At 65.6% G+C, this 21,367-nt stretch carries 18 protein-coding genes; 8 read left to right on the forward strand and 10 right to left on the reverse strand.

The features are described 5' to 3' along the window. The first annotated feature begins 18 nt into the window (after positions 1–18). On the forward strand, positions 19–1,416 hold the full coding sequence (locus ACIPUB_RS06035; protein WP_407606551.1) for an MFS transporter: 1,398 nt from the start codon (positions 19–21) through the stop codon (positions 1,414–1,416). A 76-nt stretch (positions 1,417–1,492) separates the two neighbouring features. Here the strand turns inward: ACIPUB_RS06035 and ACIPUB_RS06040 are convergent, their stop codons facing one another. Beyond that, positions 1,493–2,371, reverse strand: a complete 879-nt coding sequence (locus ACIPUB_RS06040) for a LysR family transcriptional regulator (protein ID WP_407606552.1) — start codon at positions 2,369–2,371, stop codon at positions 1,493–1,495. Between the two features lie 132 nt (positions 2,372–2,503). Here ACIPUB_RS06040 and mmsB point away from each other — a divergent pair, with 132 nt between their 5' ends. From mmsB to ACIPUB_RS06060, 4 genes are all read left to right on the forward strand, one after another. Then, on the forward strand, positions 2,504–3,424 hold the full coding sequence (mmsB, locus tag ACIPUB_RS06045) for a 3-hydroxyisobutyrate dehydrogenase (RefSeq protein ID WP_407606553.1): 921 nt from the start codon (positions 2,504–2,506) through the stop codon (positions 3,422–3,424). A gap of 2 nt (positions 3,425–3,426) precedes the next feature. Then, the gene (locus tag ACIPUB_RS06050; RefSeq protein WP_407606554.1) at positions 3,427–4,935 is read left to right on the forward strand and encodes a CoA-acylating methylmalonate-semialdehyde dehydrogenase; all 1,509 of its coding nucleotides are present in this window, start codon (positions 3,427–3,429) and stop codon (positions 4,933–4,935) included. 119 nt (positions 4,936–5,054) lie between these two features. Further along, entirely contained in the window at positions 5,055–6,056 is a 1,002-nt protein-coding gene (locus ACIPUB_RS06055) for a quinone oxidoreductase family protein (protein ID WP_407606555.1), read from the forward strand. A gap of 173 nt (positions 6,057–6,229) precedes the next feature. Then, positions 6,230–7,438, forward strand: a complete 1,209-nt coding sequence (locus ACIPUB_RS06060; protein ID WP_407606556.1) for a glycerophosphodiester phosphodiesterase family protein — start codon at positions 6,230–6,232, stop codon at positions 7,436–7,438. A gap of 83 nt (positions 7,439–7,521) precedes the next feature. Here the strand turns inward: ACIPUB_RS06060 and ACIPUB_RS06065 are convergent, their stop codons facing one another. Beyond that, positions 7,522–7,914, reverse strand: a complete 393-nt coding sequence (locus ACIPUB_RS06065; RefSeq protein ID WP_407606557.1) for a VOC family protein — start codon at positions 7,912–7,914, stop codon at positions 7,522–7,524. A 29-nt stretch (positions 7,915–7,943) separates the two neighbouring features. Then, entirely contained in the window at positions 7,944–9,299 is a 1,356-nt protein-coding gene (locus ACIPUB_RS06070) for a D-serine ammonia-lyase (protein WP_407606558.1), read from the reverse strand. A 223-nt stretch (positions 9,300–9,522) separates the two neighbouring features. On the opposite strand from ACIPUB_RS06070, the gene ACIPUB_RS06075 reads away from it, so the two are divergent. Then, complete coding sequence (locus ACIPUB_RS06075) at positions 9,523–10,569, forward strand: NAD(P)-dependent alcohol dehydrogenase (RefSeq protein WP_407606559.1); 1,047 nt, start codon at positions 9,523–9,525, stop codon at positions 10,567–10,569. 48 nt (positions 10,570–10,617) lie between these two features. Here the strand turns inward: ACIPUB_RS06075 and ACIPUB_RS06080 are convergent, their stop codons facing one another. From ACIPUB_RS06080 to ACIPUB_RS06110, 7 genes are all read right to left on the reverse strand, one after another. Continuing rightward, the gene (locus tag ACIPUB_RS06080) at positions 10,618–11,442 is read right to left on the reverse strand and encodes an HpcH/HpaI aldolase/citrate lyase family protein (protein ID WP_407606560.1); all 825 of its coding nucleotides are present in this window, start codon (positions 11,440–11,442) and stop codon (positions 10,618–10,620) included. After that, entirely contained in the window at positions 11,439–13,475 is a 2,037-nt protein-coding gene (locus tag ACIPUB_RS06085) for a biotin carboxylase N-terminal domain-containing protein (protein ID WP_407606561.1), read from the reverse strand. The genes ACIPUB_RS06080 and ACIPUB_RS06085 overlap by 4 nt, the downstream gene beginning before the upstream one ends. Positions 13,476–13,482: 7 nt before the next feature. Next, positions 13,483–15,093, reverse strand: coding sequence for a carboxyl transferase domain-containing protein (locus tag ACIPUB_RS06090; protein ID WP_407606562.1), 1,611 nt, complete (start codon positions 15,091–15,093; stop codon positions 13,483–13,485). Positions 15,094–15,134: 41 nt separating this feature from the next. After that, the gene (locus tag ACIPUB_RS06095; protein WP_407606563.1) at positions 15,135–15,821 is read right to left on the reverse strand and encodes a TetR/AcrR family transcriptional regulator; all 687 of its coding nucleotides are present in this window, start codon (positions 15,819–15,821) and stop codon (positions 15,135–15,137) included. Positions 15,822–16,006: 185 nt separating this feature from the next. Beyond that, positions 16,007–16,954 carry a beta-ketoacyl-ACP synthase III gene (locus ACIPUB_RS06100; protein ID WP_407606564.1) on the reverse strand — a complete coding sequence of 316 codons (948 nt, stop codon included), beginning with the start codon at positions 16,952–16,954 and terminating at the stop codon, positions 16,007–16,009. Positions 16,955–17,045: 91 nt separating this feature from the next. Then, on the reverse strand, positions 17,046–18,008 hold the full coding sequence (locus ACIPUB_RS06105; RefSeq protein WP_407606565.1) for an Lrp/AsnC family transcriptional regulator: 963 nt from the start codon (positions 18,006–18,008) through the stop codon (positions 17,046–17,048). A 135-nt stretch (positions 18,009–18,143) separates the two neighbouring features. Then, a complete protein-coding gene (locus tag ACIPUB_RS06110; RefSeq protein ID WP_407606600.1) occupies positions 18,144–19,568 on the reverse strand; it encodes an amidase in 1,425 nt (474 codons plus the stop codon). Between the two features lie 298 nt (positions 19,569–19,866). On the opposite strand from ACIPUB_RS06110, the gene ACIPUB_RS06115 reads away from it, so the two are divergent. Both ACIPUB_RS06115 and ACIPUB_RS06120 read left to right on the forward strand, forming a co-directional pair. After that, the gene (locus ACIPUB_RS06115) at positions 19,867–20,601 is read left to right on the forward strand and encodes a DUF5058 family protein (protein WP_264268911.1); all 735 of its coding nucleotides are present in this window, start codon (positions 19,867–19,869) and stop codon (positions 20,599–20,601) included. A gap of 36 nt (positions 20,602–20,637) precedes the next feature. Beyond that, positions 20,638–21,360 (forward strand): hypothetical protein, encoded by a 723-nt coding sequence (locus tag ACIPUB_RS06120; protein WP_407606566.1) that lies wholly within the window; start codon positions 20,638–20,640, stop codon positions 21,358–21,360. Positions 21,361–21,367: the final 7 nt, after the last annotated feature.

A 21,367-nucleotide genomic window follows, 5' to 3' on the forward strand; every position in this document is an offset into this window, starting at 1 on the left:
AACCTTCGGAGGTTGGAAGTGGCTTCATCTCGCCCCAGCAGTGCCAGTATCCAGGAGCGTAAAGGACTTAAGCGCGTGGTCGTCGCCTCGATGGCCGGAACGGTCGTCGAATGGTACGAGTTCTTCCTGTACGCAACGGCCGCGACCTTGGTCTTCAACAAGATCTTCTTCCCTGAAGCGGCAAACGAGCTGGACAACATCATCAAAGCGTTCCTGACCTACGCCGTCGGCTTCATTGCCCGTCCGATCGGCGGCATCGTCTTTGGCCACTTCGGTGACAAGTACGGCCGCAAGCACCTGCTGCAGGTGGCCATCATCCTGGTGGGCGTCACCACCTTCCTGATGGGCTGCCTTCCGACCTTCGACGCAATCGGCTACGCGGCCCCGATCCTGCTGGTGGTCCTGCGCTTCTTCCAGGGCTTCGCGGTCGGCGGCGAATGGGGAGGGGCGGTGCTTCTGGTCGCCGAGCACGCGCCGGACAAGGAACGCGGGTTCTGGGCATCCTGGCCGCAGGCCGCGGTGCCGGCAGGCAACCTGCTCGCAACCATCGTGCTGCTGGTGCTCTCCTCGACGCTGTCCGAGGAAGCCTTCCTGGCATGGGGCTGGCGCATCGGCTTCTGGCTCTCGGTCATCATCGTGGCCGTGGGCTACTACGTCCGCACGCGGATTTCCGACGCCCCGATCTTCCAGGAGGCCAAGGCCGAGCTGGAGCAGAACGCGGAGGCCGGCTACGGCGTGGCCGAGGTCTTCCGCCGCTACCCGCGTGGCGTGTTCACCGCCATGGGCCTGCGGCTGGGCGAGAACATCCTCTACTACATGGTGGTGACGTTCTCGATCACCTACCTGAAGACCCAGTTGAAGATGGACACCTCGACCATCCTGCTGCTGATGCTGGTGGCACACGCGATCCACTTTGCCGTGGTTCCGCTGATCGGTCGCTACACGGACAAGCTGGGCCGCCGCCCGGTGTACGCGCTGGGCGCCTCCCTCATGCTGGTCTGGGGATTCGTTGCCTTCCCGCTGTTCAACACGCAAAACGACTTCGTGATCCTGCTGGTGGTCGTCGCGGGCCTGCTGGTCCACGGCCTGATGTACGCCGGGCAGCCGGCCATCATGGCGGAGATGTTCCCGACCCGCATGCGCTACTCCGGAGTCTCCCTGGGCTACCAGGTGACCTCGATCGTGGCCGGCTCCATGGCCCCGATCATCGCCACCTTCCTGCTGAGCATCTACGGGTCGTGGGTGCCGGTGGCCATCTACATCGGCATAGCGGCGATCATCACCCTGGCCGTCGTGTACTCCATGCGTGAAACCAACGGTATTTCCCTGCACGACATCGACGAGGCCGACCGGGCCCGGACGATCGTCATCAACACGGAGGCTTCGGAGGCCGCGGCGCGCGACAGCGTGAAGTAGTCCCGAGACATGAGGCAACAATGCCTGTGGGAAGCGGCGATGGCCGCTTCCCACAGGCATTTGCGCGCCAGGTTTCTTACGCGGTGGCATCTCCCATGGCAGCAACCGCAGCCAGCACCGCCGGGTTGCGCAGCGACTCTTCGCGCCCGACCACCCAATAGGTGGCGGCATACGCATAGTTGCCCGGCAACAGACGCACCAGATCGGTCTCGAGGTCGGCCAGGAAGTCCGGCAGGATGCCGATCCCGGCCGAGGCCTTGGTCGCCGCAATATGGGAGAACACGCTGGTGGAGGTGATGCCCCGGGGCATCGGCGGCAGTGATTCGGTCGCGCTGTCCAGCTCGTCGATGGTCAGCGCGGATTCAACGTAGTAGTTCAGGCGGTGCGAGACGAGATCGGCAAGACCTTGCGGTTCCCCGTGGTCGGCAAGGTACTCGCGGGAGGCGTAGAGCCCCAGGCGGTAGGTGAGCAGCTCGGTCGCCACCGCCTTGTGCACGTGGGGCTTGCCCACCACCACTTCCAGGTCGACGCCCGAACGGGTTTGCCTAGCGCGCTGGCTTGCGCTCATCAGCTCGACGGCCAGCCGTGGATGCTTGCGTTGCAGGGCGGCCATGGCAGGGGTCGCAAAATGCGCGGCGAAGGCGTCAGGCACCCCGATGCGAACCGTTCCGGCGAGTTCGCCGGTGGCTCGTGTCTCGGTGAGGCCCGTTAGTGCCCGCTCGATGTCCTCGGCGACCCCCAGGGCGCGACGTCCCAGGTCTGTGACCTCCCAACCGGAGGGTGTGCGCGTGAGCACGCGGCCGCCCACTGCCTTTTCGAGGGCGGCAATGCGGCGCGACACGGTCGAATGGTTGACGCCCAGCACGTCGGCCGCCGCGGTGTAGCGCCCGAGTCGCGCCACCGAAAGAAAGGTGATCAAGGATTCCAGGTGGTGGTGGTCAAGGGTGCGTTCCATGTACTCATTGTGCGTTGACGCACATGAGTGGTGCAAACCTGGGCCCATCTTGTGCGTTGAACGTCAAGAAGTGGACACATAGTGTGGTGGCTATCACAGCCCGATCGGGCGGACCACGGCGCAGGAGGAATCATGGCAGTTTACGGCTGGATCGGACTAGGAAACATGGGCGGGCCAATGACCGCAAATCTCGTTGCGGCCGGACACCAGGTCAAGGGATACGACCTCAACCCGGAGGCCTGCATCGCAGCGAAGGAACACGGCGTCGAAATCGTTGGCTCCATTGCCGAGGCGGTCCAGGGATCCGATGCGGTCTTCACCATGCTCCCCAAGGGCGAGCACGTCCGCAGCGTCTACGAGGGCAATGACGGAATCTGGGCCCACGCCACCGCGCAGACGCTGCTGCTGGACAGCTCGACGGTAGACATCGAAACCTCGCGCTTTTGCCACGAAGGCTCGCTTGAACGCGGCCTGAAATTCGTCGACGCACCGGTCTCCGGGGGAATCTCGGGGGCCGCCGCCGCAACCCTGGCCTTCATGGTCGGGGGAATCCCGGAGCACACGGCCGAAGCGGTGGAGCACATCAAGCCGCTGGCGGGCAAGACCATCGTGGCAGGCGGGGCCACGACCGGCATCGCCGCCAAGATCTGCAACAACATGATGCTCTTCATCGACCTGATGGCCTCGGCCGAGGGCTCCCAGTTGGCCGAGAAGCTGGGGCTGGATCCCAAGGTCTTCTGGGAGATCGCCTCGGTCTCTTCGGGACGCTCGTGGGCGCAGCAGACCTGGTACCCGGTGCCGGGCGTCATCGACACCTCGGCTGCAAACAACAACTTCGATGCAACGTTCCGGGTGGACCTGGCCCGCAAGGATGTCGGGCTGGCCCTGGACGCCGGCGAGATGACGGGAGTCAAGCTCCCCGCGGCGACCCTGGCACGCGAGCACTTCGACGCACTGATCGCCGAAGGCCTGGGAGACAAGGACTGCTCCCTGATCGTCAAGAACGTTTCCCCCAACGGCACCGTAGCCGGCTACACCCAGGAGAAGAACTAACCATGTCGCAAACCCTTGAACACCTAGCCGTGTCCACCATCGGCCACCACATCGGAGGAACGTCCGTCACCGACTCCGAACGCTTCGGCCCGGTCTACAACCCGGCCACCGGGGAACAAACGGGCCAGGTCGCCCTTGCCAGCGCACAAACCGTCCGTGAGGCAACCACGACCGCGGCTGCGGCACAGCGCGGTTGGCGCCGCCTGGGACTGGCCAAGCGCAGCCAGATCCTCTTCACGGTCCGCCAGCTCATCGACGAGCGCCGCGGCGAACTCGGCGCCATCATCACCGCCGAACACGGCAAGGTCCTTTCGGATGCCGACGGGGAGATCGTCCGCGGCCTGGAAAACGTGGACTTCTGCACCGGGCTGATGCACCACCTCAAGGGCGAATACGCCGAACAGGTCGCCACCGGCGTCGATGTCCACCAGACCCGGCAGCCCCTGGGCGTGGTCGCCTGCATCACCCCCTTCAACTTCCCCGCCATGGTTCCGCTATGGATGATCACCACCGCCATCGCCGCCGGCAACGCGGTCATCCTCAAGCCCAGCGAGCGCAACCCCTCGGCGGCGAACTGGATCGCCTCGATCTTCGAGGAGGCGGGTCTGCCGGCCGGGATCCTGAACGTCGTGCACGGTGACAAGGAAGCCGTCGACGAGATCCTCGCCAACCCCGGGATCACCGCAGTATCCTTCGTCGGATCCACGCCGATCGCCAAGTACGTGTATTCCACCGCCGCTGCGAACGGCAAACGGGTCCAGGCGCTGGGAGGCGCGAAGAACCACATGGTCGTGATGCCCGATGCGGACCTGGATGCCGCCGCGGATGCCGCGATCTCCGGTGCCTATGGCTCGGCCGGGGAACGCTGCATGGCCGTTTCGGTCGTCGTGGCCGTCGGCTCCATCGCCGATGAACTCGTTGCCAAGATCTCCGAGCGCATCCCCGGGCTCAAGGTCGGCGACGGGACGCACCCGGACTCGGAGATGGGCCCGCTGATCACCGCCGCCGCCCGGGACCGGGTGGCCGGATTCATCGCCTCGGCCCAGGAAGAAGGCGCCGAGGTGTTGGTCGACGGCCGAAACCAGCACTTCGACTCCAACGGCTACTTCATCGGCGTCTCGCTCGTTGACCACGTGAAGCCCGGGATGCGGGTCTATGACGAGGAGATCTTCGGACCCGTCCTGGCAGTGGTGCGCGTGGATGACTACGCGCAGGCCGTTGAGCTGATCAACTCGAACCGCTTCGCCAACGGCACGGCGGTCTTCACCCGCGACGGCAAGACCGCCCGGGAATACGAGTTCGACATCGAGGTCGGGATGGTGGGCATCAACGTGCCGATCCCGGTGCCCATCGGCGCCTTCAGCTTCGGCGGGTGGAAGGACTCGCTCTTCGGCGACACCCACATGTACGGCCCGGAGTCCTTCAACTTCTACACGCGGCGCAAAGTCGTCACCAGCCGCTGGCCCGACCCGAGCGAATCCCAGATCGAGTTGGGATTCCCCACGCACTGACCGAGTTTCCTCGCCAGGATGGGTCGGGAACCCCCACGGGGGCGCCCGACCCATCCTGCCGTGGGGACCATCGAACACAGCCATAGATTTCGATTTAACCCAGAACAGGATGACGCGACATGCCCGAGACCATGAACGCCGTGGTGGTTTCCGAACACGGAGGCCCGGAAAGCCTTGAAATCCAGCAGGTCGGACGTCCTGCCCCCGATACCGGGCAGGTCCTGGTGCGGTTGTCCGTCGCCGGGGTGAACTACCTCGACGTCGCCCAACGCAAGGGGGCCACGCCGCTGCGGGCCCCGTTCCCTGCAGGGGTCGAGGGCGTCGGCGTCATCGAGGCACTGGGCGAGGAGGTCACCGGGCTTGCGCCCGGACAGCGCGTTGGGTGGCTTGCCGGAGGCCAGGGGAGCTTCTCCGAGTTCGCGGTGGTGGATGCCTCCAAGGTGGTGTCGATCCCCGACAGTGTCGACGACGCCACCGGCGTGGCGGCACTGATGCAGGGCATCACTGCCCACTACCTGGTGCACGACACCTACGCCGTCGGTCCGGGCGACACCGTGCTGATCCATGCGGCCGCCGGGGGAGTGGGCCAATGGCTGACACAAATCGCAAAGCTGAAGGGTGCACGGGTCATCGGGACGGTTTCCACCAAGGCCAAGCAGGACGTGGCCCTGGCCAACGGGGCGGATGAGGTCATCGGCTACGACGGGTTTGCCGACAAGGTCCGCGAGTTCACCGGAGGGGAAGGCGCATCGGTCGTTTACGACGGGGTTGGGAAGGCGACCTTCGACCAAAGCCTGCGGGCCCTGCGGATACGCGGCGTGCTGGTCGCGATCGGCGGCGCCAGCGGACCGATTCCAACCCTGGACGTGAACTCGCTGGCCGGGCTTGGTTCCCTGTTCGTCACGCGGCCGACCGTGGTCCACCACGTGCGTACGGCGGAGGAAATTGCCGGGCGCGCCTCGGACATCTTTGACTGGATCGCTTCGGGGGCCATCAAGGTTCCCCAGGTGACGCAGTACGCCATCGCCGACGTCGTCGAGGCGTTCAGGGCGCTGGAATCCCGCGGCACCACGGGCAAGGTGGTCCTGAAGCACGCGGCGGACAGCAGCCACATGGAGTAACCGTCGTGCCCGGGCGGATGGGTCCGAATCCCGCCGGCTCCCGGGGAAGTCAATCCTGTCCGACGGCGTCGTACGCGGGATCTTAATGCGCGGTTCACCTCACCGTGGCCGCAGCGTTGTTCGGGACGGGCAGCGTGGTGGGTGTCCGTCCCCGACATCGAAGGATCCCCATCATGAGGCTTCGCACCATCACCCTTGGAACACTCACCGCATGCCTGGCCGCAGGGCTGGCAGTCCCGGCCGTTGCCGCGCCAGTCGTACCGCAGGAGAACGAGGCGCCGATCCTGATCGGCCACCGCGGAGCAGCCGGCGTCGCACCGGAGAACACCCTGGCCGCAGTCAAGGCCGGCAGCCAGTCGGGTGCCGACTTTGTCGAGATCGACGTCCAGCTGTCCAGCGACGGCATCCCGTTCATCTTCCACGACAACACCCCCGCACGCACCACCAACGTCGCCGAAGTGTTCCCGGAGCGCGTGAACGACCCGATCACTTCCTTCAGCTGGAACGAGCTGCAGCAGCTCGATGCCGGATCCTACTTCTCGGCCGACTTCGCCGGCGAGAAGATCCCGCACTTCGATGCCGTGGCCGACGTTCTCACCGGGGAGACCGGCGTGTTCGTCGAGATCAAGTCCCCGTCCCAGTCCCCGGGCGTCGAGCAGGTCGTTGCCGATGCCCTGGCCAACGATGCCGAATGGAGCGAGCTGGAAAAGGCCGGCAAGATCGAGGTCTTGGGCTTTGACGCCGCCTCGAACAAGGCGTTCGCGGAGCTGGCCCCGGAGGTTCCGCTGCAGCAGCTGACCGGCACCGTCCCCGGCGACGCGGTCCTGGCCGACTACGCAACCTACGCCGATTCCTTCGGCACCAGCTACCGCACCCTCGACGCGTCCGGCGCCGCGCGGGTCAAGGAAGCCGGGCTGGGCCTCGGCGTTTACACCGTGAATTCCACCGAGGCCGCGGATGCAGCCCTGGAACTTGGCGTCGAGCGCATCACCGGCGACTTCCCGCAGCAGGTCAACCGGCACCTCAATGGCCAGAAGGTCTTCCCATCGAACAACGGAGTTGTCATCTCAAACGCGATCAACGACGTGCCGGGCAACGACCTTCAGCCGGAAACCGGCGAACACGTCATCCTGACCAATAACGGCAACCGCACGATCGACGTCGGCGGCTACGTGCTGCGCGATGCTGCCAACAACATCCTGCGCATCGGCAAGGGCTTCAAGCTGACGCCGGGTGCGGAACTGCGCGTGTACTCGGGGCCCGGAACCAACACCGCCGAGGCGTTCTACCTGGGCGGCGAGACCGCAGTCCTGAACAACGGCGGCGACTCACTCGGCCTCTGGAGCGCCAAGGGCCAGCTGGTCGATACCTTCGCCAACTAGCTCCGGCAGCAGCAACTGCCGTACCAAGACGGCCGGGCCCACCCCAATCGCTCTAGGGGTGGGCCCGGCTTTCTTGTGTCTGCCTACAATGTGCGCACATCGCGCCGGATCGGGTGGTCCTCCGGAACCTGCACCAGCACGATCCGGGTGCCGTCCGGGTCCTGGATCCATCCCTCGATCAGCCCCCAGGGCTCGGTCCGCGCCTCCCGAGCGATCCCGACGCCGAGGCCCGAAAGTCGCTCCAGCTCCGCCTGGACGTCCCGTACCTGCAGCCACAGCACCAGGGACGAGTCGCTGCCGACCTCGCGGGTGCCTGCAACCTCGAGCAGGCCGTTGCCCAGGAAGAACACCAGCCCAGCGTGCTCGGCCGTGCCGAACTCCCGGGACACCGCCAGGCCCAGCACGTCGCGGTAGAACGCTTGGGTCTCGGGCAGGTTCACGGGCCGCAACAGCACTCGGCTTGAGAGAATCTCCATGGACCCCAATCTACCGGCGGCAGGGGTCCCTAGCGCCAGGAAACCTCGTCGGCCAGCCCCTGGCCCTCGGCCACATAGCCTGCCATCTCCGCAGACGGGACCATGGAACCGCCGGTTGACCACACCACATGGGTCGCGTTGGCCAACGCCGCATCATCCAGCCCGAACGCGGCGCGGTATGTTTCGTCTTCGAGGATGCGCCACGGGCCGGCGAACCCGGCCGCGGCGGAAGGCTCCACATCGATGCCCTCGGTGTCGTGCAACAGGCCGACGAACGCCTTCATGCGCTCGTCGGTGACGGTCACGTAGCCATCGATCAGCTGCTGCAGGTGTTCGCCGACCAGCCGCGAAGGGCGGCCCACTGCCAACCCGTCCGCCGCGGTGAGCCCGTCCAGGCCGATGTCCGCCACGGAAATTGAATCGTGCAACCCGGTGCGCACGCCCAAGGACATGCAGGGCGAGTTGACCGGCTCGGCGAAGACGCAGTGGACCGCGTCCCCGAAGGCCGCCTTGAGCCCGAAGGTGACGCCTCCCGGTCCGCCGCCCACCCCGCAGGGCAGGTGCACGATCAGCGGGTGCCGCTCATCGACCCTGACGCCCAAGAACGCCAGCTGCCCGGCCAGGCGGGCTCCGGCGACCGAGTAGCCGGCGAACAGGCTCAGCGAGGCCTCGTCATCGACGAACCAGACGCTCGGATCCTCTTCGGCGGTGCGGCGCCCGGCGGCCACCGCGTCGGAGAAGTTGCCCGCGTGCTCCACGACGTTGACGCCGCGGGAGCGCAGCAGGTCCTTTTTCCAGGCCCGGGCATCCATCGACATGTGCACGGTGGTGTTGAACCCGAGCTCGGAGGCGACGATGCCGATGGACAGGCCCAGGTTGCCGGTGGATCCCACGGCAATCCCGTGGCGCGAGAGCACCTCGCGCACCTCGGGCAGTTCCAGCACGCGGGCATCGTCCGTCCCGGCCATCAGGCCGGCGGCGATGGCGATGCGCTCGGCGACCTCAAGCACCTCGTGGATGCCGCCGCGTGCCTTGATCGACCCGCTGACCGGAAGCGCGTCGTCGCGCTTGAGCCACAGCTTGCCGGGCAGGTCCGTGCCAAAGCGGGCGCCAAGTTCGGCCTGCATATCGGGGATGCCGACCAGCGGGGATTCCAAGATGCCGTGCGTAGCGCGGGTGTCAGGGAAATGCTCGGCGAACCAAGGGGCGAAGCGGCCGAACCGGACCCGGGCGTCGTCCACGATGGCCGGGTCGATGCCCGAGGCCTCGATTCCCGCCGGGGTATCGGTCGGCTTGGCGGCGAACCAGGCGGTCTCCTCGGCCCGGGCCAGGGCCGCGACGACGGGGTCGGTAAGGAGTTGCTCGAGGTCGAAGGCTTGGTTCATTGTCGTGGGATTCTCCATGTTTGCGGGCATTCTGCTTCCCAATGTAGGACACCGGATTGTCGGCGGCGAATCGGCGGCGGTCAGACCCGGCAGGAAGGATGTTCGTAAGGCACCTCAGTGGTGGAGGGACGCACCGGTGGGAACGACCGTGGAATTCACGAGTGACAACCGTTAGCGTGAGTCCCGTGAAGAGTTTGCCCATCCAGCAGGAAGAAGGCACCACATGCGGGCGATAGTTTTCGAGGAATGGAAGCAGTTTCCGACGCTCAAGGAAGTCCAAAAGCCCGAGGCAGGTCCCGGAGAAGTCCTACTTAAGGTCGCAGGTGCCGGGGCATGCCATTCAGACGTGAGCATCTTCCAGGATTTCACGGCAGAGATGCCGGGCAACATGAAAGCGGGATTTACGCTCGGGCATGAAAACTCCGGGTGGGTGGAGTCAGTCGGCGATGGTGTCAGCGGTGTCAACATCGGAGACGCCTATTTGGTCTATGGTCCCGTTGGCTGTGGCCGGTGCAAGGCCTGCTCGCGTGGACAAGACACGTACTGTGAAAACGCCGCGACCAATCCGTACGCCGGGATCGGACTGGGGCGCGATGGCGGCATGGCCGAGTATGTCGCGGTCCCGGCACGCAACTTGATCCCGCTGGGCGATGCCGATCCGATTGCCGCTGCACCGCTCGCGGACGCGGCCCTTACCCCCTATCACGCGATCAAGGGTGCGCTGCCGCACCTGAATGCAGGCGGACGATTTGCGTTGGTCGTGGGCCTGGGTGGACTGGGCCAGATCGCGGTGCAGATACTCAAGGCGCTCACCGGCGCCACCATCATCGCCACGGACATGAAGCCCGAAGCGATGGCCAAGGCCGAGGAGGCCGGGGCAATCACCGTTCCATCCGGACCCGACCAAGTCCGGATGATCAGAGAAATTACGGGCGGACGTGGGGTCGATGCGGCATTCGATTTCGTGGGTGTCACGCCCACCTTGGCGACCGCCACGGCTTCAATGGCGCAGGGCGGCAAGCTCGTCGTCGTCGGGATCGCCGGTGGCGTGCATGAGTGGAGCTTTTTCACCACTCCGTACGAGTCGGTCATCACCAACACCTACTGGGGAACCATTGAGGAGCTCCACGAGGTTGTCGATATGTATCGGGCGGGCCAGATCACTCCGGAAATCGAGACGTACTCGTTGGAAGACGGACTGGAGGCCTACCGGAAAATGGTGGCGGGCAAGCTGAACGCCCGGGCGGTCATCGTTCCGCACCAGAACTAACGAATCGATGCCCCGTCGCCGCTTGCGCAAGCGGCGACGGGGCATCCGTCATGGGGTCGTCGTCGTTGATGAATGCCGCGCCAACGTGGCTCGGGCATGGCGCAGCAGCGGTTCGTCGACCATTTGCCCCTCGAAGGTGAACACACCGGCCGATTTCTCCGCCGCCGCCAGGACGTTTTTGGCCCTGTCGACCTGCTCGGTGGTGGGAATGAAGGCCTGGCGGATGAACGGCATCTGCCCCGGATGGATCGAGGCCTTCGCCCCGAAGCCCGAGGCCGCCGCGTCAACGGACTCGCCCAGCAAACCCGCGTGGTCGTCGATGTCGATGTAGACCGAATCAATGGCAACCTTGCCATAGGCTCCGGCTGCCAGCAGGACCTGGGACCTGGCATGCCTGACCACATCCCGGTACGTGCCCGACTCCCTGCGGGAAGACGATCCTCCCAAGGAGGCGACCAGATCCTCGGCACCCCACATCAGGGCCACAACGTTGCGAGTGCCGGCAATGACTTGGGCATTGAGGATGCCCAGCGCGGTCTCGCATAGGGCAACGACCGCGTAGGAGGACAGCCGGGACAGGTCCTCTGCCCCCTCGGTCTTGGCGAGCATGATGGTGCGGTAATCGGTGGAGGACAGGGCCCGCAAGTCCGCGCTGAAGTCAGCGGTGCCCACCGGGTTCACCCGGACGATGGTGCGCTCCGGATCCAAGGGGTTCTCCACCAGTGCCTGGCGGGCAGCCGACTTGTTCTCCGGTGCCACCGCGTCCTCGAGATCGAGGATCACCGCGTCGGCGCGTTCGAGCGCCTTGGCATATCGATCGGGGCGGTCCGCAGGGCAGAACAGGATTGCGGGTCCCATGGTGAAGATGCTCATGGTGCTTCGTCCTCGGTGTCGTAGGTGAGTGTTGCGACAATTTGGTTGGCCTTGACCAGGTCACCGACCCGCAAACGTCCCATCTGTACGGTACCCGTCCCGGGGGCCCTCATGGGGTGTTCCATCTTCATAGCCTCGATTGTCACCAAGATCTCACCGGCTTCGACCCATTGCCCGTCTCTGACTCCCACCGCTATGACGGTTCCGGGCATGGGGGAGCGGACATCGGGTGAGGCCTCGCCGGCAACGTGGTCGCGGTTGGCCAGTTCCCGGCGCAGCAGTTCGTCCCGGTCGGGGAATCTGACGGAGGCAACCCAGCCGTCGTGGCTGAGCCACAGGGTGGATTCGTCGCCAAATGCCGTTGCAGGATGTTGTTGAATCCCATCGACGGCAACCGAACCTCCGGGCAGGAACGCGACGTCGAAGTCCCTGCCGTCCATGGTGAACGTGCGTCCGGCTGCGGTGGGAGCCGACGAGAGGGTGCGAATCCCGTCGTTCACCTCGAGGGTGGTGGCCAGCGCCGCGGGGGTTCCCGTCCTCCAGGAGTCCCGCGCGTGCCAGGTGCCGCCTCGGCCCGGGTGCCGCGTCATCTCCAGTGCCGCCGCGAAAACCATCTCGGTGTCGGTGACGGCGCGGAACGCCATGGATGACATCTTGCGTTCGATCAGCGTGGTGTCGAGGTTTCCCTCGCGCACGTCGGGGTCCTCCAGCAGCAGACGCAGGTATTCGATGTTGGTCAGCACCCCCAGGATCTCGGTGTGCCCGAGAGCGGCATCCAGCCGGCCCAGCGCAGCGTCCCGATCGGCACCCCACGCAATGACCTTGGCCAGCATCGGGTCGTAGTGCGGGGAGATTTCAAGGCCGGTGGTCAAGGAGGAATCCACGCGCACATGCTCCCCTTCCGGTTCGCGCACTGCCAGCAACCGTCCGGTGGAGGGCATGAAGTCGTGGGCCGGGTCCTCGGCATAGACGCGTGCCTCGATGGCGTGCCCGTGCAGGGACACCTGCTCCTGGGGGAAGCCCAGCGGCAGGCCAGCGGCGATGCGCACCTGTGCCTCGACCAGGTCGATGCGCTCGCCGTCCACCCGGGCAACTTCCTCGGTGACGGGGTGCTCGACCTGCAGGCGGGTGTTCATTTCCATGAAGAAGAATTCGCCCGGTGCCTCGTCCGAAACCAGGAACTCCACGGTCCCGGCACCCACGTAGTTCACCGAGGCGGCGGCGGCCACGGCCGCCGCACCGATCTCCTCGCGGATGCGCGCCCCCTCCGGGTGGTTCTCCAGCAGCGGGGAAGGTGCCTCCTCGATGACCTTCTGGTGGCGGCGTTGCAGGGAACATTCGCGCTCGCCCAGGTGCACTGTGTTCCCCTGGGTATCGGCCAGGATCTGGACCTCGATGTGCCGCGGGCTGCGCACCAGGCGTTCAAGGAAAAGCGTGTCGTCGCCGAAGGAGCTCAATGCGGTGCGCCGGGCGCTGGCCAGCGCCTCCGGCAGCTTGTCCGCGGAATTCACGGCGACCATGCCCTTGCCGCCGCCTCCCGCGGAGGGCTTGATCAGCACCGGGAAGCCAATCTCGGATGCCGCGTCGATGAGTTCCTCGTCGCTGAGCTCGGGCTCGGCAATGCCGGGGGTCACCGGCACGTCGTGGGCAGAGACGTGGTTCTTGGAGCGGATCTTGTCACCCATGAGCAACAGCGCATCCACCCCGGGTCCGATGAAGGTGATGCCGGCATCCTTGCATGCCCGGGCAAACTCGACGTTTTCCGAGAGGAACCCGTAGCCCGGGTGCACCGCCTGGGCACCCGAGGCCCGGCAGGCGGCAATGACGTTGCCGATGTTCAGGTAGCTTTCGGCGGCAGGGGAGCCGCCCACGTGGATGGCAACGTCGGCCTCGCGCACATGCAGCGACCGGGCATCCGCATCGGAGTAGACGGCAACGGACCTGATGCCCATGCGCCGGAGAGTGCGGATCACCCGGACGGCGATCTCGCCGCGGTTGGCAACCAATACCGTGTCAAAGAGTTTCGTGGTCATGTGCGCATCACATCCTGAAGAGGCCGAAGGAGGTTTCGGGCAAGGGTTGGGTGGCGCAGACATCCAGTGCCATGCCAAGGACGCGCCGGGTGTCCACAGGATCGATGACCCCGTCGTCCCAGAGCCGGGCGGTGGAGTAGTAGGGGTTTCCCTGGTCCTCGTACTGTTGCTTCAGGGGTGCCTTGAACGCGTTCTCTTCCTCGATGCTCCACGTGGAACCGGCGGCCTCGATCCCATCGCGTTTCACTGTCGCAAGCACCGAGGACGCCTGGTTGCCGCCCATGACGGAGATGCGCGCGGCCGGCCACATCCACAAAAAACGCGGGGAGTAGGCCCGGCCGCACATCGAGTAGTTGCCAGCACCGAAGGACCCTCCGATGATGACGGTGAGCTTGGGGACCCGCGCCGTGGCGACCGCGGTGACCATCTTGGCGCCGTGCTTGGCAATGCCGCCGGCCTCGTAGTCTCGGCCCACCATGAACCCGGAGAGGTTCTGCAGGAATATCAGCGGAATGCCGCGCTGGTCGCAGAGCTCGATGAAGTGGGCGCCCTTGAGTGCGGACTCGGAGAAGAGCACACCGTTGTTGGCAACGACGCCCACGCGATGGCCGTGGATGCGGGCGAACCCGGTGACCAGCGTGGTTCCGTAGTTGGCTTTGAATTCGTGGAATGCGCTGCCGTCAACGATCCGGGCAATGACCTCGCGCATGTCGTAGGTGGCGTTCACGTCGGTGGGTACGGCGCCGTAGATTTCTGCCGGGTCCGCGATCGGAGCAGCGACCTCAGGGATGACATCCCATACCGGCTCGGGGGTGCGCGGCAGCGTTTCGATGATGTCGCGCACGATGGAGATGGCGTGGGCGTCGTTCTCGGCCAGGTGGTCGACCACGCCCGAGGTCCTGGCGTGAAGGTCCCCGCCGCCGAGTTCCTCGGCCGTGACCACTTCGCCGATCGCTGCCTTCACCAAGGGAGGACCACCCAGGAAGATGGTCCCCTGGTTGCGGACGATGACTGTCTCATCACTCATGGCCGGGACGTAGGCGCCTCCCGCAGTGCAGGATCCGAGCACCGCGGCGATCTGCGGGATCTTGCGTGCCGAGAGGTTGGCCTGGTTATAGAAGATGCGGCCGAAGTGTTCGCGGTCGGGAAAGACCTCGTCTTGCATGGGCAAGAAGGCGCCACCGGAGTCCACCAGATAGACGCAGGGAAGCCCGTTTTCCAAGGCGATTTCCTGGGCACGAAGGTGCTTTTTCACCGTGATGGGGAAGTATGTCCCGCCCTTGACGGTGGCGTCGTTGCAGACAATCATCACGTAGCGGTCATGGACCAAGCCGATGCCCGTGATCAGTCCGGCGCCCGGGCTGCCGCCCTCGTACATGTCCTCCGCGGCCAGCGGTGCGATTTCCAGGAAGGGAGAACCGACATCCAAGAGTGCCTGGACGCGGTCGCGGGGCAGCAGCTTGCCGCGGTCCACGTGGCGTTGCCGGGTCTTCTCCGAACCACCCTTGGCAGCGGTGGCCAGGCGTTGGCGAAGTTCGGAAACCAGCGCTTCCTGTTCGGTGGCGTTCTTGAGGAAGGCGGGGGCGGTCGTATCAATCGTGCTGGACAGTATTTCCATGAATCCTCTTTCCTCTCGTGGTGTCTTGGCGGCGCATGGCCTTAACCGGAAATTGTGACCGAAGTTCCGGTCGGCTCGCTGGCCACGACGACAGGCGGGCGAATGTAGTCGATACCGTCGAGCATGGTTTGGTTTGCCGAGAGGATCTTGCAGGCCATGGCCACGAAGTTGTGTTGAACCTCGATCAGTGTCAGCCGACCGTCGGGCCGGTACCAGTGGGCCACACCGGTTCCCATTTCCATCAGGGCAAGGCGCGCCATGGTGGCGTCATCGGTGGAGAAATCGCCGACGCGGATCCCTCGCTCGACGACCTGCGCAAAGAGCGATTCGTAGTCATCGCGCAACTTCTGCATGGCCGTGCGGTTATCGGTTGAGAGTGCGCGCATCTCGTATTCGGCCACCCGTGCCGTGAGCGGATTGGTGGCGGTGAAGCCAACATGCGACGAAACCAGGGCCGCCAATTGGATGGTCGGCTCGGCGCTGATGCGCATTGCCGCCGCTCCGGAGGTGATCATCTCGTCAAGGCAGCTGCGCATCACCTGAACCAACAGTTCTTCCTTGCTGCCTGCATAGTGGTAAATCGTGGCGGAGTTGATGCCAGCGGCCCCGCCCAGCTCTCGGATCCCGGTCGCGGCGAACCCCTGCCGGGCAAAGAGCAGTACGGCAGCCTGCTGTACCTTGCCGATGTTCACCATGGACCCCGCTGCTGAGTATGAAACTCGAGCCAATCAATCGATTGGCTTCATGACTCCAGCAAACACCGTGATACGGGTCACTGTCAATCAACTGATTGGGAAAGGTTCGTGCATGGCTGACGCTGCAGGTTACCCGGGTGCGCAACCATGGCCTCGCCCGGGAGCTGGGCGGCGATACGCACAACGCGAAACCGCCCGCCGCCGCCACAGATCCGCGGCTACGGCGCGGTAATGACCTGGCCGGCGTAGGACAGCCCGCCACCGAAGGCGAATAGCAGGATCGGGGTGCCCGAGGGCAACGGCTGTTCCGCCATCATTTTGGACAGTGCCAAAGGCACCGAGGCAGCCGAAGTATTTCCCGAATGCACCACGTCGGTGGCGACGATTGCGTTGGGGGCACCGATCTTCGCGGCCAGCGGCTCGATGATGCGCAGGTTGGCCTGGTGCAGCACGATTGCCCCGATTTCTTCGGGGTCCAGCCCGGCGCGTTCGATGACCTTGCCGGCGATCGTCGGCAGTTGGGTCACGGCCCAGCGGTAGACGCTCTGGCCGTTCTGGGCGAACTTGCCGTTGTTGGATTCCTCGATGCGTATCGCATCGGACATCGAGGGCACCGAGCCCCACAGCACCGGGGAGATCCCCGGTTCCGCGGAGGCCGTGACCACCATGGCTCCAGCACCGTCGGCGGTGAGCACGCAGGTGGTGCGGTCGGTGAAGTCGGTCGCGTCGGTGAACTTCTCCGAGCCGATGACCAGCGCGTTGGTGGCGCTGCCGGCGGCGATGGCGTGCTGGGCCAGTGCGAGTGCGTGGCAGAAGCCGGAGCAGACGGTGTTCACGTCGATGGTTGCAGGTCCCTGATCCATGCCCAGCGCGTTGGCCACGCGAGCGGCCATGTTCGGGGAGCGGTCCCGCTCGGTGCAGGTGGCCACGATGACCAGGTCGATTTGTGTAGCGTCGAGGTCCCCGGCATTGGCAAGGGCCATGCGACCGGCCTCGGCGGCCATGGAGTCCACGGTGTCGGATTCCCCTGCCCAGCGGCGTTCCTTGATGCCGGTGCGGCGGGTGATCCACTCGTCGCTGGTGTCCACCAGCTTTTCCAGTTCCGCGTTCGGCACGATGCGCCGCGGCTGGTAGTGGCCGAAGGAAACAACTTTGCTGGCGGTCAAAGGGTTGGCTCCTGCTTGCGGGAATGATCTCGCCTGCAAGGGTACTGCCTGGGGTGGTTGGCCGGTTATTTGCGTGACGCGGGGCAGGCCGTCAGAGCAACTGCCCGCCGCGCTTGCGCGCCTGCAGCACCATGGTGCTCTGCAGGTGGGTCATCGACTTGCTCCACGAAGGATCCGACAGGAAGTCGTAAAGCTGAGCAGGGTTTGCGACCGTGATGTCGGCAACCAGCTGGCAGTCCCCGGCCACCGCGGCCGCGTAGCGGACCTCCGGGCGCCTGGCCAGGGCAGCGCCGAGGGCCTCGACCTGGTGCGGGGCGGTGTGGATCCACAGCAGCGCCTCGGTGTTCAGCCCCAGCGCCTCGGGCTCGACCAGCGTGCGGATCGCCAGGTGGGAGTTGCGGATCAGCCAGTCGATGCGCCGGGACACCGTGGACTCCGACAACCTGACCTGGCGTGCGACGGCCTCCACGCTGGCGCGGCCGTCGCGCTGCAGGGCCTGGATGATCAGTTCGTCGTTTTCGGTGAGCCGGGCCGCTGCCTCGCGCACGCCCTGCTGCCGCGTGTCGTCCTGGGTCAGCTCGGTGTGCAGCGCGAGCTCCTCCGCGGCGGTCAGCACCCCGATGCGCCAGCCGCGGATGGTGCGGAAGTACTTCAGCACCGGATAGGTCGAGCAGGAGATCAACCCCGGGGTCGAGGGGACCTGTAGGGTGAGCAGCTCATTCAAGGCGTTCGCCTCGCAGATGACCTCGGCTACCACGTCGCCGACCCCCGTCACCATGTAGCTGAAGGTGGTGTCGGCGCGCTGGGCCAGCGATTCGCAGGCAAGCCTGGCCGTTCCCGGCGTGCACGCCAGGCGCATGATGACCGACGATTCGCGCATGCGCAGGGCAGCGACGGCGATGGCCTTGGAGGCGAGAAGCTCCGAGCCCTGCCTCGCCACGGTGCGCTCGTGCTCGTCGAGCACCTGGGCGATTTTGCGCCAGGTGGCGCGGCCGTCCACCTGGAGGGCGCCGATGATGCGTTGTTGCAGTGCGCTGAGATCGCCTTGGGCCATGGGGTCCCCTTTGTTGTGGAAGCTCGCCGACCACGGGTCGGCCAATGACTGGCAGGCAATGGCCGTGGCAACAGCGTATCCAATGCCCGTCCCGCTGTGGACTCCCCTGCAGGAACCAGCGCCCGGCACGCGCCATTACCGGATTTCCTGTCCCTTCAGTCCTGTTGCAACCCACTGCGGCGCGCGCTCGGCGAAGCTCGTTCGCTGCTCAAAGTCTCGGGCGTAGCCCAGCAGTTCCACGTCCTTGTAGTGGTTGGCCGTCATTTGCAGGCCCACGGGCAACCCGTCGGCGGTGAATCCGGCGGGCATGGACAACGCCGGCAGCGAAGTGCCGGAGATCAGGCACGCCGAGCGCATCCAGTCGAGGTAGGTGGTGGCCGGGACTCCGGCGATCCCCTGCGGGTAGCGCCAGCTGGCGTCGAAGGGCAGGACCTGTGCAGCGGGGCTCAGGAAAAGATCGTAGTTGGCGAAGAACTTTTGCACGGCGATTTCCAGCCGGGTTCGTGCCGCGGTGGTGGCGATCAGGTCATCGGCGTCCAGCGCCCACCCCTTCTCGACATTCCAGATGACTTCCGGCTTGATGATCTCGCGCCGGGAGCGCACCAGGTCGCCCAACATGGCGGCGAAATCGTACGCTCGGGTGTTGCCGAAGACCAGGTCGGCGTCTCGCAGGTCGATGCAGGCCTCTTCCACGTGGGCTCCGGCCGCCTCGAAGACGGCGATCTGCGCGTCCAGCACCTCCAGGACCTCCGGTTCGACCGGGACGCCGATCCCGAAGTCCCTGCTGTAGCCGATCCGGATTCCGCGCAGCGCGTTTGGTTCCAGCTGCGCGAAGTCGCGGCCGGAGAGCGTGTTGGGTGTCAAGACCCTGTCGCTGTCGCCGGCGGTGGCCTCCATGAACAAGGCGATGTCGTCCACGGTCCGCGCCATCGGTCCGCTGCGTGCCAGCCATGACCACGCATCCGTTGGCGCGGGCATGGGGATCACGCCGTAGGACGGGCGGAAGCCAACCACGTTGCAAAAGGATGCGGGGATGCGCAGCGAACCGCCCATATCCGAGCCCTCGCCCAGGGGCTGGATGCGGGCGGCAATGACGGCGGCAACGCCCCCGGAGGAGCCGCCGGCACTGAGCGCGGTGTCGTAGGGGTTCGTGGTGGTGCCGAAGACCTCGTTGAAGGTGTGGGAACCGGCCCCGAACTCGGGAACGTTGGTCTTGCCCGTCCGAATGGCCCCGGCCGCGGCCAGCCGCGCGATTTGCAGGTCGTCGGTCTGCGGAACGTTGTCCTTCAGGGCGAGCGAGCCCTGGGTCGTGAGCAGGCCCGCGGTGTTGAACGTGTCCTTGTGCGTCATCGGCAGTCCATGGAGCAGCCCGGTGGGCTTGCCCTGCGCGGTGGCCTCGTCGGCCTTCGCGGCGAGTTCGCGGGCGCGTTCGAAATCGGTGGTGACGACGGCATTGATCGGGCCATTGACCCGCTCGATCTGCTCGATGTGGCTCTCGAGGGCTTCCCGGGCCGACAGGTCGCGGCGCTTGATCGCTTCGGTCATCTCCCGGGCGCCCATGTCTTGAATCGCGTTCACGTTTTCCACGTCCTTGCTTGATTTGTTAGTCGATCGGCGCTGGGCCGAGATTCCTGATGTCCACAGTCTGTGCGCGCCGCGGACCGTGTGAATAGTCTGGTCGGGAAATTGGTCCAGAATGCATGAAAACGACAAATCCATGACGAAATCCCTCATTGGTTGCCAGAATCCCGGGGGCGGCGCAATCTGGAACGAAAGAGACGTGGCTCACAGTTTAGCCGGGAATGTGGCTGACGGCGGCGGCGTCGATGAGACCAAAGGAGAAGTTGCCGTGCCGCAAATCCACCCCCTCGCTGCAAACCCGACATCCACGGATATCTGGGCCGTGGCGAACACCCCGATCCTCTGGATCTGCGCACTGGGCGTCTTCGCCGTGATCTTCGTGCAGACCTATCTCTATATCAAGGCCGCCCGCCGCGCGGCGCCGCACATCGGCATGCCGACGCGCGAACTGAAGGAATCCTTCCGGGCCGGGGCCGTGGCCTCCATTGGCCCCTCGCTGGCGGTGGTGCTGGTGGCCATCGCCCTCCTGGCGCTGTTCGGGACCCCGGCGGTGCTGGTCCGCATCGGGCTGATCGGCTCCGCCTCGACCGAAACGGCCTCGGCGTCCCTGGCGGCGATTTCCATGGGCACCGTGCTCGGCGGGCCCGAATACACGCAGCAGGTCTTCGCCGTCGCGTTCATGGCCATGTCCCTCTCGGGCGGCATGTGGATGCTCTCCACCTTGGTGCTGACCCCCGTGCTCAAGCGCGGCGGCAAGAAACTGGCGAAGGCCAACCCGGCGGTCATGGCACTGATCCCGGCCGCCGCATTGCTCGGCGCCTTTTCGATGCTGGCCATCGCGGAGCTGCCCAAGTCCAACATCCACGCGGTCACCTTGATGATTTCCGCGGCAACCATGTGCATGTGCCTCTTCCTGGCCAGGCTGCTCAAGGTGAGGTGGCTGAAGGAATGGGCGCTGGGCTTTGCCATCATGGTCGCCATCGCCGCCGCCTACCTGATGCACACGGCCTAGCCCCGCGTTCCCTGCAAACAAGAAAGCAGAAAAACCATGACCACCCCCGTCGCCACCCATTCCGATGCCTCCATGGCCCGTTTTGAATCCGAGACCACGCGCTACGGATCGCTGACCATGCTTGCCGGTCTCGTCTTCTCGCTGCTCGGACCCGTCTACCTGGTCTTCTTCTCGGGCCTGGAGATCACCGGACCCATGGTCTGGATCGCGTTCGTCGCGGTCGCGGCCACCTTCGGGGTCTTTTGGTTCGTCGAGCCGCTGACCTACTTCCCGATCCTCGGCTCGGCCGCGATGTACCAGGCGTTCATGATCGGGAACATCTCCAACAAACTGCTCCCCGCCGCCATCGTTGCCCAGTCCAGCATCAACGCCAAGCCCGGAACCCGGCGCGGCGACCTGGCGGCCGTGATGGCCATCGGCGGGGCGGCAACCGTCCACCTGACCAGCCTGCTGGTCTTCGTCGGGCTGCTGGGCACGTGGCTGGTCTCGCTGGTACCCGCCAGCATGATCGAGGTCGCCCGCCTCTACATCCTGCCCGCACTCATGGGGGCCGTGCTCGTGCAGGCCATCGTGAGCATGAAGCGCCTGCGGCCCACAGTGATCGCGGTGGCCCTGGCCCTGCTGGTCCAATTCGTCATCGTTCCCGCCGCACCGAAGATGGCCCTCTTCGCCACCGCGCTGGTGGTCGTCTGCTCGATCATCCTGTCCTGGGTGCTGCGGGACCGAAAAGAGATCCACACCGCCGTCGAAGTCGACTGATCCAACT

The sequence above is a fragment of the Paeniglutamicibacter sp. ORCA_105 genome, assembly GCF_045798545.1.
GTDB classification, from domain to species: domain Bacteria; phylum Actinomycetota; class Actinomycetes; order Actinomycetales; family Micrococcaceae; genus Paeniglutamicibacter; species Paeniglutamicibacter sulfureus.